15 protein-coding genes and 1 pseudogene are annotated in these 13,319 nt (G+C 74.2%); 8 read left to right on the plus strand and 8 right to left on the minus strand.

What is annotated here, in order from left to right; all coding sequences use genetic code 11:
• From OJ962_RS33195 to OJ962_RS33210, 4 genes are all read right to left on the minus strand, one after another.
• The coding region (locus OJ962_RS33195) for an ABC transporter transmembrane domain-containing protein (protein ID WP_270006907.1) at positions 1-1,064 on the minus strand (1,064 nt) is incomplete at its 3' end.
• A complete protein-coding gene (locus OJ962_RS33200) occupies positions 1,061-1,837 on the minus strand; it encodes an ABC transporter ATP-binding protein (RefSeq protein WP_238932051.1) in 777 nt (258 codons plus the stop codon). The genes OJ962_RS33195 and OJ962_RS33200, both read right to left, overlap by 4 nt.
• Positions 1,834-2,889 carry a FecCD family ABC transporter permease gene (locus OJ962_RS33205; protein WP_202956513.1) on the minus strand — a complete coding sequence of 352 codons (1,056 nt, stop codon included), beginning with the start codon at positions 2,887-2,889 and terminating at the stop codon, positions 1,834-1,836. The genes OJ962_RS33200 and OJ962_RS33205 overlap by 4 nt, the downstream gene beginning before the upstream one ends.
• Positions 2,886-3,917, minus strand: coding sequence for a FecCD family ABC transporter permease (locus tag OJ962_RS33210; protein ID WP_202956514.1), 1,032 nt, complete (start codon positions 3,915-3,917; stop codon positions 2,886-2,888). The genes OJ962_RS33205 and OJ962_RS33210 overlap by 4 nt, the downstream gene beginning before the upstream one ends.
• Before the next feature lie 46 nt (positions 3,918-3,963).
• On the opposite strand from OJ962_RS33210, the gene OJ962_RS33215 reads away from it, so the two are divergent.
• The 6 genes from OJ962_RS33215 (at position 3,964) to OJ962_RS33240 (ending at position 10,056) form a co-directional block, all read left to right on the plus strand.
• Complete coding sequence (locus OJ962_RS33215; RefSeq protein WP_202956515.1) at positions 3,964-5,013, plus strand: iron-siderophore ABC transporter substrate-binding protein; 1,050 nt, start codon at positions 3,964-3,966, stop codon at positions 5,011-5,013.
• A gap of 80 nt (positions 5,014-5,093) precedes the next feature.
• A complete protein-coding gene (locus OJ962_RS33220; protein ID WP_202956516.1) occupies positions 5,094-6,683 on the plus strand; it encodes a hypothetical protein in 1,590 nt (529 codons plus the stop codon).
• Positions 6,676-7,881 (plus strand): hypothetical protein, encoded by a 1,206-nt coding sequence (locus OJ962_RS33225; RefSeq protein WP_202956517.1) that lies wholly within the window; start codon positions 6,676-6,678, stop codon positions 7,879-7,881. Before OJ962_RS33220 ends, OJ962_RS33225 begins: the two co-directional genes overlap by 8 nt.
• A gap of 1 nt (position 7,882) precedes the next feature.
• Positions 7,883-8,518, plus strand: coding sequence for a DUF4272 domain-containing protein (locus OJ962_RS33230; RefSeq protein WP_202956518.1), 636 nt, complete (start codon positions 7,883-7,885; stop codon positions 8,516-8,518).
• Positions 8,515-9,081 (plus strand): hypothetical protein, encoded by a 567-nt coding sequence (locus OJ962_RS33235; protein WP_202956519.1) that lies wholly within the window; start codon positions 8,515-8,517, stop codon positions 9,079-9,081. Before OJ962_RS33230 ends, OJ962_RS33235 begins: the two co-directional genes overlap by 4 nt.
• Positions 9,082-9,102: 21 nt before the next feature.
• Positions 9,103-10,056, plus strand: coding sequence for a hypothetical protein (locus OJ962_RS33240; protein WP_202956520.1), 954 nt, complete (start codon positions 9,103-9,105; stop codon positions 10,054-10,056).
• Here OJ962_RS33240 and OJ962_RS33245 read toward each other — a convergent pair.
• The 4 genes from OJ962_RS33245 to OJ962_RS33260 are packed head-to-tail and all read right to left on the minus strand — an operon-like array spanning position 10,053 to position 12,443.
• Positions 10,053-10,625 (minus strand): LysE family translocator, encoded by a 573-nt coding sequence (locus OJ962_RS33245; protein ID WP_202956521.1) that lies wholly within the window; start codon positions 10,623-10,625, stop codon positions 10,053-10,055. The two genes, OJ962_RS33240 and OJ962_RS33245, sit on opposite strands and share 4 nt — an antisense overlap.
• Positions 10,626-10,685: 60 nt before the next feature.
• Positions 10,686-10,850: a hypothetical protein gene (locus tag OJ962_RS33250; RefSeq protein WP_202956522.1), complete on the minus strand. Its 165-nt coding sequence runs from the start codon at positions 10,848-10,850 to the stop codon at positions 10,686-10,688.
• 16 nt (positions 10,851-10,866) lie between these two features.
• Positions 10,867-11,442, minus strand: a complete 576-nt coding sequence (locus OJ962_RS33255) for a hypothetical protein (protein WP_270006908.1) — start codon at positions 11,440-11,442, stop codon at positions 10,867-10,869.
• Positions 11,443-11,447: 5 nt separating this feature from the next.
• On the minus strand, positions 11,448-12,443 hold the full coding sequence (locus tag OJ962_RS33260) for a hypothetical protein (protein ID WP_270006909.1): 996 nt from the start codon (positions 12,441-12,443) through the stop codon (positions 11,448-11,450).
• Positions 12,444-12,632: 189 nt separating this feature from the next.
• On the opposite strand from OJ962_RS33260, the gene OJ962_RS33265 reads away from it, so the two are divergent.
• The gene (locus OJ962_RS33265) at positions 12,633-13,112 is read left to right on the plus strand and encodes an RNA polymerase sigma factor (protein WP_270006911.1); all 480 of its coding nucleotides are present in this window, start codon (positions 12,633-12,635) and stop codon (positions 13,110-13,112) included.
• A pseudogene (locus tag OJ962_RS33270) lies at positions 13,109-13,319 on the plus strand (anti-sigma factor); the annotation flags it as partial. The gene OJ962_RS33265 and the pseudogene OJ962_RS33270, both read left to right, overlap by 4 nt.

The following is a 13,319-nucleotide window of genomic DNA, read 5'->3' on the forward strand; positions in this document are numbered from 1 at the left end:
CTACGATCCGACTTCGCCGCGGCCATGGCGGCGGCCGGCGAGTCCGTCCCGGCGCGCGGGTGCACCGTGACGCGGACCGGCTCGTCGAACGTCGCGGCGACCGGCGCGGCCGGGGCGGGCACGGCGGGCGGCGCCGTGAGGACCTCGGCGAGTCGGGCCGCGGAGGCGCGGGCGCGGGCGAGCAGGCCGCCGACCCAGGCCAGGCGCGTCAAGGGACCGACCATGAACTGGGTCACACCCGCGGCGGCGATCATCTCGCCGAGCGAGAGCCTGCCGTCCAGCGCCAGCCGGGCGCCGACGTAGGCGACGCCCGCCACGGCCACGCCGCCGACCAGCACGGCGACGGAGCCGAGCGCGATCTCCGCGCGGGCGGCGCTCAAGGTCGCGCGCAACGACGACTGGGAAGCCACGCGGTAGCGCTCGGCGCCGGCGTCGGCGGCGCCGATGCCCTGCAGCACGCGCAGGCCGGTGACGAGGTCCGCGGCCACGCCCGCGGCGTCCGCGGCCTCGGCCTGCTGACCCGCGGCGCGGCGGCTCAGCAGCGCGCCCAGCCGCCCGCCCGACCAGACCACGAGCGGAAGCCCGACCAGCACGGTGAGGCCCAGCGTCAATGACGTCGTGAGCAGCACGACGGTGCCCGCGGTCAGCGCGACCACCACGCCCGCCCCGTACGCGAGGCCCGGGATGACGCCCGCGGCGGCGTCCACGTCGGCGGTCGCGACGCTCAGCAGCTGGCCCGGCAGCAGGCCGGCCTCGCCGCCGCCGCGCGGGTCGACCACGCGCCGCACCAGCCGCATCCGCAGCTCGTGCGCGGCGGTCTCGGTCGCGCGCTCCGCGGCGCGCGCACCCTCCCGGTAGGCACTCGACAGAAACACGAACAGCGCGGCGAGCACGCCCACCCAGAGCACGAGCGCGTCGCCGTCCCCCGGCACGACGGCGTCGTCGATCGCGGCGCCGACGACCACCGGCACCAGCGCCTCGAAGCCCTGGTGCGCCCCCAACAGCGCCGCGGCGAGTCCGGCGCGCCACGGGTGCGCGCGTACGACCTCGCCCAGCAGGCTCACGCCGGGACGACCATCGGCGCACCGCTCGCGGGGCACGCCACGACCAGGCACTTGAGGCCGAACACGCGCTCGACCAGCTCCGCGCTGACGATCTCCGCGGGCGGCCCCTCGGCCACCACCGCGCCGTCGCGCATCGCGATCAGGTGCGTCGCGTACCGGCACGCGTGGTTGAGGTCGTGCAGCACGGCGACCAGCGTCCGCCCTTCACGGTGCAGCTTCGCGCACAGATCCATGATCTCGACCTGGTGCGCGATGTCCAGGAACGTGATCGGCTCGTCGAGCAGCAGCAGCGGCGTCTCCTGCGCCAGCGCCATCGCGATCCACACGCGCTGGCGCTGCCCGCCGGACAGCTCGTCCACCAACCGCGGCGCGAGCTCCTGGATGTGCGTCGCCGCCATCGCCTCCTCGACGGCGCGCTCGTCCTCGCGCGACCACTGGCGCAGCAGCCGCTGGTAGGGATGGCGCCCGCGCGCGACCAGGTCCACGACGGTGATGCCGTCCGGCGCGATCGACGACTGCGGCAGCAGCCCGAGCCGCCGCGCCACCTGCTTGGTCGGCAACGACGAGATCTCCACGCCGTCGAGTAGGACGCTGCCCGCGCGCGGCTTGAGCATCCGCACCAGCGCCCGCAGCAGCGTCGACTTGCCGCACGCGTTCGGCCCCACGATCGCGGTGAAGCCGCCCTCGGGGATGTCCACGCTCAACCCCTCGGCCACGACCCGCGCGTCGTAGGCCAGCGTCACCGATTCCGCGCGCAACGGCGCCGTGCTCATCCGCGTCGTCCCTTTCGCCATTCCGTCGACAACAGCCAGGCTAGGTACAGCCCGCCGAACAACCCGCTCATCACGCCCACCGGCAGCGCCCGATCGGGCACCAGCCGCTGCGCCGCCAGATCCGCCGCGAGCACCAGCACGGCGCCCATCAGCGCCGAGCACACGAGCGGCAAGCCGGCCGTGCCCGTGATCCGGCGGGCGATCTGGGGCGCCGTCAGCGCGATGAACCCGATCGGCCCGACCGCGACCGTCGTCACCGACACCAGCCCGACCGCCAAGGCGATCAGCGCCAGCCGCGAGCGCTCCACGCGCAGGCCGAGCGCGTGGGCCGCGTCGTCGCCCAGCTCCAGCGCCCGCAGCGCGCGGCCCGCCGGGATCGCGAGCGGCAGGAACACCAGCAGCGAGATCGCCAGCGGCCGGACGTCGTCCCAGTTGCGCCCGTTCAGGGACCCGAGCAGCCAGCGCGTGGCCTCCTGCGCATCCTCGATCCGCGCCCGGGCCAGCAGGAAGTCCGTGACCGAGACGAGCAGGAAGCTGATCGCGATGCCGATCAGGATCAGCCGGTAGCCCGACGTCCCGCCGCGCTTGAACGACAGCAGGTACACGGCCAGCGCGGTGAGCGCGCCACCGCACATCGCGCCCAGCGACACCGCGAGGCCCGAGCCGGACAGCATCGTGATCACGATCAGGGCGCCCACCGACGCACCCTGCGGAAAGCCGACGATGTCCGGCGACCCGAGCGGGTTGCGCGTCAGCGACTGGAAGACCGCGCCGGACAGGCCCAGCGCCACCCCGACGAAGATCGCGCACAGCACGCGCGGGAGCCGCAGATCGCGGACGATGAACGCCGAAGCCGGGTCGCTGCCCCCGAGCAGCGCGCTCACGACGGTGCCGGGCGGGATCGAGAACTCGCCCGTGCCGAGCGAGTACACCGACAGCCCGAGCGCGACCGCCACCAGCACGAAGCCGACGACCACGGGCCGGCGGCGAACCCGCAGCGACACCGACTCGCCGACGCGCAACACGCGCACGGAAAGGACACCCGCGCTCACAGCTGCGCGATCCGCTTCCGCCGGACCAACGCGATGAACAGCGGCGTGCCGATCACGGCCATCATCACGCCCGCGGGCAGCTCGCTCGGGCGCACGACGACGCGCCCGATCACGTCGGCGACGAGGATCAGCGCCGCGCCCAGCACGGCCGAATAGGCGAGCACCCAGCGCTGGTCGGGCCCGCACAGCGCGCGCGCCGCGTGCGGCACCGTCAGCCCGAGGAAGTACATCGGCCCGGCCGCGGCGGTGGCCGCGCCGCACAGCAGCGTGACGGAGATCGCCCCGCCGATCCGCGTGCGCCCGACCTTCGCCCCCAGCGCGCGCGCCGAGTCGTCGCCCATCGCCAGCGCGTTCAGCGACCGCGCGAGCGCCAGCGCGAGCAGCATTCCGATCGCGATGAACCAGATCACCGCTTCCAGCTGCGACCGGCCGCGGCCGCCGAGCGCGCCCACCGACCAAAAGTTGTATTGCTGCAGGAGCTTCTGGTCGGTCATCGCGACGCCGTAGATCAGCGCGGTGAGCGCGGCCGCGATCGCCGTGCCCGCCAGCGCGAGCCGCACGGGCGTCGCGCCGCCGCGGCCGGCCGTGCCGATCGCGTACACGGCCACCGACGCCGCCGCGGCGCCGAGGAACGCGAACCAGACGGAGGACGTCGCGCCCGCCAGGCCCAGCGAGAGCGCGATCACGACCGCCGCCGAGGCGCCCGCGTTCACGCCCAGCAGGCCGGGGTCCGCGAGCGGGTTGCGCGTGAGCGCCTGCATCAGCGCGCCGGCCACCCCGATCGCCCCGCCGACCGCGATCCCGAGGAGCGTCCGCGGCACGCGCAGGTTGCGGATGATCGCCTCGTTCTGGGAGGAGCCCTCCTGCACGAGCGCGTCGACCACCTCACCGAGCGGGATGGACCGCGCGCCGACCCCGAGGCTCAGCAGCGCCGCGAACGCGAGCAGGCCGAAGGCGATGGCCAACCCGGCACTGCGGGTGAAACGGCCACCTCTGGCGCGCACCTCCGTGACCGTTCCGGCGGCCATGTCGGACCGCGACCTTAACAGGCAGGTTGTTAGGGTGACCTAACCCATGCGTTTGACAGCCCTGCTAGCCGCGCTGCTGTGCGGCCTCTTCCTCGCCGCCTGCGGCTCTGACGACGAATCGACCTCCACGAGCGGCTCGTCCGCGCCCGCCAAGCAGGAGGGCGGCGCCGAATCGGGCGCCTTCCCCGTCACGATCGAGCACAAGTACGGCTCGACCACGATCGAGAAGCAGCCCGAGCGCGTGGTCGTCGTCGGCCTGCGCGAGCAGGACGCGCTGCTGGCCCTCGGCGTCGTGCCCGTCGCCACGACGGAGTGGTTCGGCAAGCACCCCGGCGCGATCTTCCCGTGGGCGACCGACGAGCTCGGCAGCGCGAAGCCGCCGACCGTCCTCACCAATACGGACGGCACGCAGATCGAGAAGGTCGCCGCGCAGCGCCCGGACCTGATCATCGGCGTGTACTCGGGCCTGACGCAGAAGGAGTACGACGCGCTCTCCAACCTCGCGCCCGTCGTCGCGCAGCCCAAGGACAAGGTCGACTACGGCTCCACCTGGCAGGAGGAGCAGCTGACGGTCGGCAAGGCGGTCGGCCAACCCGAGAAGGCGCAGCAGCTCGTGGACGAGGCAGAGAAGCTGATCGCCGACAACGCCGCCGAGCACCCCGAGTTCAAGGGCAAGAGCGCCGCCAACGTGTCCGACTACCAGGGCATCTTCGTCTACGGCCCGCAGGACGTGCGCACGTACATGCTCGAGGCGTTGGGCTTCACGTACCCGCAGGAGCTGCGCGACGCGTTCGCCGACGAGTTCGGGGGCCAGCTGTCCGACGAGAAGGTCGACGCCATCGACGTGGACACGCTCGTGTGGTTCGCCGACGGCGACCGCGGTGTGGACGGGCTCAAGAACGACCCCGTCTACTCCAAGCTACGCGTCCGCAAACAGGAGCGCGACGTGTTCATCCTGGAGAAGGACCGCGTCTACGAGGCGATCTCGTTCCCGTCCGTGCTGAGCATGCCGACGCTGATGAAGGAGCTCGTCCCGCGCCTCGCCGCCGCCGTGGACGGCGACCCGAGCACCTCGACCGACCAGGCGGCCGGTTAGCCGCACCCCTGATACTTCAGGGAAAACGCTAGGGGGAGCTCCTGTGGCGCCCGCGCGGCGCGCGCGGCAAGGTCGTGGGCATGCTCCCCCGACTCCTGCTCGCAGCGCTGCTCACGGTGCTGCTCGTGACTCCGTCCGCCGACGCGGCGACCTACTGCGTCGGCACGCCTTGCGAGGGCACGTCGAAGCCCACCATCGACGCCGCCCTCGCCGCCGCGGCGACCGTCCCCGGCAAGGACACGCTCATGCTCGGCGCCGGGCCGTTCACCGGCTCGTGGTCCATCACCGCGGCCAACCCGGTGGACCTCGTGGGGCCCGCGGGCGGAGCGAAGCTCATCTCCACCGGCAACGCCGGCCTGGTCATCGACGCGCCGGACGTGCTGGTGGAGAACGTCCAGGTCCAGAACCACACGGCGAACGCCGCGTCCGGGATCCACGCGCGTGCGCCGTGGGTCAAGCTGGTCCGCGTCGGCGTGAAGGACGCGCCGGGCACGAAGCTGCAGGTCGGGTTCCGAGTCACCGCCGGCGCGCAGCTCAACACCGTGTCGACGTCGATGTCGACGCCCGGGTCGGTCGGCGTGCTCGCCACCGGCGCGCCGACGGCGCCGCTGCAGGTCTACAACGCGAACCTCACGGGCGACCACGGCCTGCGGGCGTGGGAGTGGGCGAAGCCGGTGCGGCTCGAGCGGGTGCGGGTGAAGGCGCAGAACACCGGCATCGCGATCAACGGCTCCGGTGACGTGCTGGCGGACTCGGTCGCGGTGTGGGGCGGCCTCGTGGCGCTCGAGGCGCGCGCGAGCGCCGGCGTCCTGCGCCACATGACGCTCGCCAACGGCTCCAACGGCGCCGCGCTGTGGGCGCGGACGTCGCCGCTGAAGCTCAGCGACAGCGTGCTCGTGAGCGGCGGGGAGGACCTGTCGACGGACACCGCGATCGAGCTGCGCCGCAGCGCGTTCCGCCCGAAGCGGATGGAGGGCCCGATCACGCAGCCGGGCGCCGACAACGTCGACCTCTCGACGGCCTGGCACGGAATGCCGAGCGTCGCCGCCGGCGTGCTCGAGCCCGTCTCCGGCAGCGCATTGATCGACCACGGCACGCCCGGCCCCGAGCCGGCCTTCGATGTCGCCCTGCGCCCGCGGCCCGTCGACGGCGACCGCGACGGCGTCGCGCGGCGGGACATCGGCGCGTTCGAGGCGCTGGAGAAGACGAGCGTCGAGCCGGCCAAGGTCACGCTGATCGATCCGACGCCGCCGGTGGTGGCGACGCCGACGCCGACCCCCATCCCGACACCGGTGCCGACCGTCGTGCCGACGGCCACGCCCGTGCCGACCCCGCCGCCGGTCGAGGGCGGCCCGGGCGCGACGGCGCCGCCGACCAAGCCGCAGCTGCGGATCGGCTCGGTGCAGGCCCGCCGCACGCTCGCCGGCCGCGCCACCGGCGCCGTCGCCCGCGTGCAGATCACGCTCGCCAAGCAGGGTCGCTGTGCGAGCAAGGCCGGGGCGCTGCGCCGCGCCAAGCGCTGCGCCTGGCTCGGTGCCGGCGGGCGGAGGACGTGGACGCTGAAGTTCGCGCGCAAGCTCCCGCGCGGCACGTACACGGTGCGGGCGCGCGCCCTCGACGGGCGCGGCCGCGTCCTCGCGACGGCGTTCAAGCGGGTGCGCGTTGCCTAGCCACGGCACCGCCGCCTTCGCGCGCGCCGACCTGGAGGACGCGCGCCGCGGCCGTCCTGCGTTCAGCCTCGCCCCGCACGCCGCCGCGCACGGGCTGCAGTGGCTCGACCGGCAGGCCGCCGCGGGCTTCGCGGCCGCGATCCCGAGCTTCCCCGAGTACCGCTTCAACATCGCCCGGGGCGTCCTGCCGGGCGGGCGCCACGGCGTCGTGTTCCACCAGCTGCTCGAGGTGCCGGTCACCAAGTGGCCGAACATCAGCGGCAAGCTCCACGGCACGAAGGTGAAGCTCGGAGGCGGCCGCTGGTGGCTGCCCAACCGCACGGACATCCCGTTCATCGGCGCGTTCCTGGACCTGCCCACCGATGACCGCCCGCCCGCGGCGTTCGACAGCCACGCCGTGTGGATCCCGACGACGACCGTCGCCATCAACGTGCCGGAGACGGCGCTGCCGTACTTCCTCACGCGCATCGACCGCCGCGACAAGCACGCGCCGTTCGACTTCCCGCACCGGCAGGCGCTCGCGAACGGCTGGCGGCTGCGCGCGCACGGCCCGGTACCGGACCCGCGCATCGACGCCGTCCTCGCGCGCCACGCCGACGATCCGTACTTCGCCGTACACGTGCTGCGCGGCACCGTGATCGTGCGCCGCAACGGCTTCCTCGCCGACCCCGACGCGCTCGCCCGCGACGCGTGCGCCATCGCCGACGCGCTCGCCCTGGCGGCGCCCCCTGCTCCGCGCCCGTTTGCTGACCCGCTGCCGGCGCCGCACTCGCACCACCCGGAGGTCACGCCCGGGTGGAGCGACGGCTACGCGCGGCTCGCGCACCGGCTCGGCCTCCAGCTCGAGGACGCCGACGACTACCAGCGCGCGTTCCCGACGCTCGGCGTCCCGGGCCGCGCCGTCGCCGTCATGCGCGGCGAGCTGGCCCCCGGCGTGCACGGGCGGCTCGTTTACAGCGCCGAGCACAACCTGCGCGTGGCCGAGCGCGCCCGCGGCGCCGTCCTGCTGCCCGCGAGCGGCCCGCCGACCCCGCCCGGCGGTGAGCGCCTCCCGGACCGCCACCTCGTCTACGAGCAGCGCGACGGCGTCGCGGTGCTGTGGAGCCTGCGCACCGCCGGCTTCTACCGCGAGGAGCAGGAGGACCTGATCGCGCGCGCCGTGCTCGTCGCGCGCGAACGGGGGGTAGTAGCGGCATGAGATGCATGCGTGGGACCCAGAAGCGGTGCGCGCCGGGGCGGTGGCGGAGCTCGCGCCGTGGGGCATCGTGCCGCCCCAAGACCTGCCCCGGCCGGCGCTGAACCGGCCGCGGCCGCTGGAGGACGTCGTCGCCCGCGCGCAGGCCCTGCACGGCGTGCTGGACATCATCCACGGCGCGCCCCTGGACGCGGCGTACGCCATGGTCGCGGCGGTCGGGGCCGACCGTTGGATCAGCGACGCAGAGCGCGCCTACCTCGCGCGCGTCGCCGACGGGGTGCCGGACGTGGAGGCCGAGTACGAGCTGAGCTGGCGCGCGGAGTCGCTGTACGCGCTGCTGTGGACCCTCGGGCTCGCGGCGGACCTCCCGCTCACGCGAGAGCTCGAGCTCCGGCCCGATGCCTTCCGGGCGGTCGACGCGCTCACCGGGCCCGCGCCGCCCGGCCTGGCGCTGCGGGCGCCGGAGGAGATCGCGGCCAAGCTCGACGTCCTGTACTGCGCGCACTGGGCGGCGCGCGAGCGGGTGCCCGAACAGTGGCCGGAGGACCTCGAGCCGGAAGCCATCCGGGAGCGCCGGCGCGCGCTCGAGTGGCTGCTGCTCACCGGCGTCGAGTGGGACGCCGTCAGACTGGACGTGTGACGCTCAAAGTGCGGTTGGTCGCGGACGCGGCCGTGGACCCGACGGAGATGGTCGTGCGGCGCGCCGCCGAGGACCTGCTGCTCGTGCTCTCCGAGGACCATCCCGATCGGGTGGAGTCGGTGACGCGCGAGCACGACGACGACGCCCTGTGGACGGAGGCACTCGCCAACACGCGCGCCGAGCCGGGCCTGCAGCTCACGCGCCACGCGGTGCTCGACTCGGAGCTGCTGATGCTCAGCGGCGAGTCGTTCTTCGTCGCGACCCACGCGCTGTGGGCGGGCGAGCTGGAGCCGCCCGAGTCCGAGCACGGCACGCTCGTCGCCGTCCCCAACCGCAGCGTGCTGTTCGCCCATCCGATCCGTGACAGCGCCGCGGTGCGCATGCTGACGCCGATGCTCGAGCTCGCGCGGCGCTTCTCGGCCGCCGGCGACGGCGCGATCAATGCCAACCTGTACTGGCTGCGTGGCGCGCAGCAGCTCGAGCGGATCGCGCTCGAGGAGACCGAGGACCAGATCCTGATCTCGCCCACGAGCGAGTTCGCGCAGCTTCTGCGCCGGCTGTGACGTGACTACCTTTCGCGCCGCATGCCGGCGTGGACGACCGAGATCGAGATCGCGTACGACTTCGGGCACCTGTACGTGCTCGACGCCGCCGGGCACTGGAGCGACACGGAAGGGCGGATCGACCTGCGGATGCCGCACGTGGGGGAGTTCGGCGTGCCGGTCACGCTCGAGGGCTACGGCGCCAAGCCCGCGCTCGACCTCGCGGGCTGGGACCACGTCACGGAGTTCTCGCTGCGGGTGCAGTCGGAGGCGATCGCGTTCGCGTCGGGCAGCGTGGGCGCGGTCCGCGTGGGCCTCGCCAACGGCGCCTACCGCGCGCGCTGGAGCGCTCGCGACGGCGCGTACCGGTTCCAGCTGTGGCCCGGGCCGCCCGCGGCGCCGCGCGCGGAGCTCAAGCGCCGCCCGGAGCCCGCGAGCGACCTCGGCGACATCCCGGCGCTGCTGCACGACGAGGGCGTGCAGTCGATCGGGACGATCGTCGGCACGCGCGTGCGCGGCGACGCGCTGCAGCTGTACGTGCGGCTGAGCGCGTGGCGCAACCGCTCCTGGAACCGCACGCTGCGTTGTGACGGCGCCGTGCGCTGGCAGGCGACGAGCGAGCCGTTCTCGCGCGCGGTCCTGCACGCCGAGCACCCGGGCCTGCTGCCCTACGCCGACGAGCGCGGCGGGCTGTCCTTCAACGGCGTCCCGGCGGAGCCGGACCGGCTCGTCGCCGCCTTGCGCGCCGCGCACGACGAGACGGCGGGGCCGCACGTCGCGTTCGAGGAAGGCGACCTGGCCGAGCGCCTCGCGGTCGGCTACGGCCGGCTCGCCAGCGGGCCCGTCACGCTGCTGCGCGAGTACGCGCAGGTGGCCGACGTGCACGGCGTGGCGACGAACCTGATCGTCACCGGCCCGGGTCGCTCCGGGCTCACGCTGCTCGAGCTCAGCGACACGTTCGTCGTCGCCGAGCGCTTCTCGGTCGTGGAGAGCTAAACGGCGAGCGCGCCCGCCAGGCCGATGTAGGTCGCGCCCGCCACCTTGGAGACGTGCCGGATGCGGATCGTGCTGGCCAGCAGCGCATAGGCCGTGTCCGTGAGCGTGGCGAGTGCGACGAACGTCAGGCCGAGCAGGAGCGTCTGCAGCGCCACGTCGCCGGCCGGGTCGATGAACTGGGGCAGGAACGCGACGAAGAACATCGCGGTCTTCGGGTTGAGCGCGTCGACGAGCAGGCCCTGCCGGTAGAGCTTGCTGCCGGCGCGCGTGACGGCGGCTTCACCGCGGCCGCGGAACGCGCGGACGCCCATGTACAGCAGGTAGGCCGCGCCGGCGAGCTTGAGGGCGAGCAGCGCGTGGGGAGACGCGGCGACCAGCGCGCCGAGGCCCGCGGTGGCGGCGAGCACGTGCAGCAGGGCGCCGGTCTCGACGCCCAGCATCGACGTCAGCCCGCCGCGGCGGCCGTGCTCGAGCGTCCGGGCGACGATGAACAGCACCGACGGGCCGGGGACGAGCAACAGCACGAGCGTCGCCGCGGCGAACAGCAGCAGGGTGTCTGGGGAGGGCATGGCCGCGATGGTGCTCGCGGCGCGGCGCCCCCGCCTCCGGGGGCACCCTGAACCCGACCCTTAATCGCTGTGTCGGGCCTTGTACTCGTCGTTCTCGCGCTTCTCACCGCGCGCGAGGACGATCGCGTAGAAGATCAGGCCCTGGACGAGGACCGGGAACAGCACGACCCAGATGGCCAGCGAGGTGAGCGTGTGAGACAGGGCTGCGTCGGCGAACAGCGGCATCGGCTGAGACGTTAGCTCATCGGGCGGGCGCCGGGGCGCCCGGCCCGTCCCCCCTCCCCCACAAGAGCCCGTAGCGCGGGGTCGCGTCCCCCAGGTTTAGCCCCGGGGGGATGGGGCCCCGCCGCAACCCGAACGCGCTGTCGAGCGCGCTCGCGGCCACCGCGGTCAGATTGCCGGCGACGGGGCCGAGCTTCAGCGTCCCGCCGCCGAACCCGAGCCGGACCTTGGAGAAGTCGAGCGACAGGATCGGCACGCGGGCGCCGCCGACCTCAGCGGTCAGCTGGCGGCGCAGCGGATCGATCCAGAAGTTCTCGAGCTTGACCGTCGTGGCGCCGGCCGTGAGCGAGATGCCGCCGCTGTGGCGGATCGTGCCCGAGAGCAGGGCCTTGAACGGCCGGTTGGTGATCGGGAACGTGAGCTCGCCCGAGCTGGTCGCGGTCGCCGGCGGCATCGGGGCGGGCGCGACGCCGAGGCCCGTGAGCGCGCTGACGGCCCCGGGGTCGAGCGCGAGCGTGGTGGCGCCGTAGGTCTTGGCCTGCGCCGCCGGGGCGAGCAGCAGGACGGCGGCGACGGTGGCGAGCAGGGTACGCATGGTCATCACTCCGCGGTGGCTTGGACGGTGGCCGTGCCCAGCAGCAGGCCTTCGGTGAATGCGGTGGTGCCGAACGCCTGGTTCAGCGCGCCCGCGGCGGCCGCGGTGAGCTTGAGCGCGGCGCCCTCGAGCGTGATCGTCCGACCCCGCACGCTCGCCTTGAGCGCGGCGAGGTCGAGGGACAGGATCGGCACGCGCCGGCCGCCGACGAGCGCGGTCAGGTCCGGTGTGTCGTCGACGTCGATCGTGAAGTTGGTCAGCTCGACGCGTGTGGAGCCGCGGGTGAGCGCGATGCCGCCGCTGTGCTCGATCGAGCCGGCGTAGCTCTCCGCGTTCGCGCGTCCGCCGGTGATCGGGAAGGCGAGCGAGTTCGACCCGATCGGCGCGGCCGCGATCCCGAGGCTCTGCAGCGCCGCGCCGGCGCCCGCGTCGAGCGTGACCGAGGTGGTGCCGGAGGCGAGCGCGACGGACTCGGGCGTCGCCCGCACCGTGACGGTGCCGAGCTCGAGCCCGGCGCGGAACAGGTGCGTGTTGAACGTCGTGTTGAGCGCGCGGGCGGCCGCGCCGGTGAGCGCGACGCGCACGCGCGTGATGCGCGTGTCGAGCCCGGCGCGCGTGACGCGGGCACGGCTCGTGTCGACACGCAGCAGCGTCACGCGGGCCTTGCCGACGCGGGCGCTGAGCGTGGAGTTGCGCGCCAGCTTGATCCGGAACGAGCGCGCGCTCAGCGAGCGCCCGCCGGCCGAGAAGCGCAGGCCGCCCGAGTGCTCGATGGTGCCGGCGGCGCCGTCCACCGAGCCGCCGGTGATGGGGAACGAGACGCCCCCGCGTGCGGGCGCGATCGGCCGCACGGAGACGCCGTTCGCGCTCAGCGTGCGGGCCACGCCCGCGTCCAGCTTCAGGGTCGTGCTGCCCGACGCGAGCGGGTTTTGGGCATGCGCAGCGGGAGCCGCGGCCAGGAGCAGCACGGTGGCTGCCCCGGCGACGAGGCTTCTGGTCAAGGACTCCTCCGAGAGACGGATGACGGTGTCGGTCTCCCCTACGTGCCGGGCGCCAATTTCGGTTCTCGGGCAACCGCACGCGGATGCGCCACGTAGAAGAGGCGTGGCAGGATTCGAGTTCGAGCGGCGTCCGGAGATCGAGCAGAGCTGCGCCTGGCCGGGCGCCTCGCGCGCCAGGACCCCGCGGCCCTGCGCGAGCTCTACGCCCTCCACGGCGCGACGACGTTCTCGCTGCTGCTGCGCCTGCTCGGCGACCGGCCGACGGCCGAGGACGTCCAGCAGCAGGTCTTCATCGAGGCCTGGGAGAACGCTGACCGCTACGACCCGCGACGCGGCACCCTCGCCGCCTGGCTGCTCATGATCGCCCGTAGCCGCGCCGTCGATCACCTGCGCCGCCGCGTGCCCGAGCCGCGCGACCCGGCCACGGCCGTCGTGCTCGCGGACGGCGCCGAGTCGGGGCGCGTGGACGAGCTGCTCGAGCACTGGCGCGTCGCGGCCGCGCTCGACCACCCGTCGCCCGAGGAGGCCGACGTGCTGCGGCGCCGCTTCTATCTCGACCAGAGCCAGACCGACATCGCGGAGGCGACAGGCGTGCCGCTGGGCACCGTGAAGACGCGGATGACGCGCGCGTTGCGGCGGATGGCTGAGTTGCTGAAGGAGGAGCGGTGAGCGACGCCGCCGACTACCTGCTGGGCGAGATGGAGCCCGAGCGGGCCGCGCGCTTCGAGGCCGAGCTGGCGCGCGACGCCGCGCTGCGGGCCGAGGTGGAGCGGCTGCGTCCGGTCGTGGCGCGCCTGGACGCGTTGCCCGGCGAGGCGTGGGAGCGCCCCGAGCCGCCGCCGCTGCAGGCGCCCGCGAGCGCGCGCCGCGAAGTCG

This window comes from Solirubrobacter deserti (genome assembly GCF_027587175.1).
Taxonomy (GTDB): Bacteria; Actinomycetota; Thermoleophilia; order Solirubrobacterales; family Solirubrobacteraceae; genus Solirubrobacter; species Solirubrobacter deserti.

Bases quoted from the DNA above. Each gene is read 5' to 3' on its own strand.
- OJ962_RS33255 (WP_270006908.1), bottom strand. From the start codon at position 11,442: ATGCGTACCCTGCTCGCCACCGTCGCCGCCGTCCTGCTGCTCGCCCCG.
- OJ962_RS33250 (WP_202956522.1), bottom strand. From the start codon at position 10,850: ATGCCGCTGTTCGCCGACGCAGCCCTGTCTCACACGCTCACCTCGCTG.
- OJ962_RS33245 (WP_202956521.1), bottom strand. From the start codon at position 10,625: ATGCCCTCCCCAGACACCCTGCTGCTGTTCGCCGCGGCGACGCTCGTG.
- OJ962_RS33210 (WP_202956514.1), bottom strand. From the start codon at position 3,917: ATGGCCGCCGGAACGGTCACGGAGGTGCGCGCCAGAGGTGGCCGTTTC.
- OJ962_RS33215 (WP_202956515.1), top strand. From the start codon at position 3,964: ATGCGTTTGACAGCCCTGCTAGCCGCGCTGCTGTGCGGCCTCTTCCTC.
- OJ962_RS33220 (WP_202956516.1), top strand. From the start codon at position 5,094: ATGCTCCCCCGACTCCTGCTCGCAGCGCTGCTCACGGTGCTGCTCGTG.
- OJ962_RS33240 (WP_202956520.1), top strand. From the start codon at position 9,103: ATGCCGGCGTGGACGACCGAGATCGAGATCGCGTACGACTTCGGGCAC.
- OJ962_RS33230 (WP_202956518.1), top strand. From the start codon at position 7,883: ATGCATGCGTGGGACCCAGAAGCGGTGCGCGCCGGGGCGGTGGCGGAG.
- OJ962_RS33200 (WP_238932051.1), bottom strand. From the start codon at position 1,837: ATGAGCACGGCGCCGTTGCGCGCGGAATCGGTGACGCTGGCCTACGAC.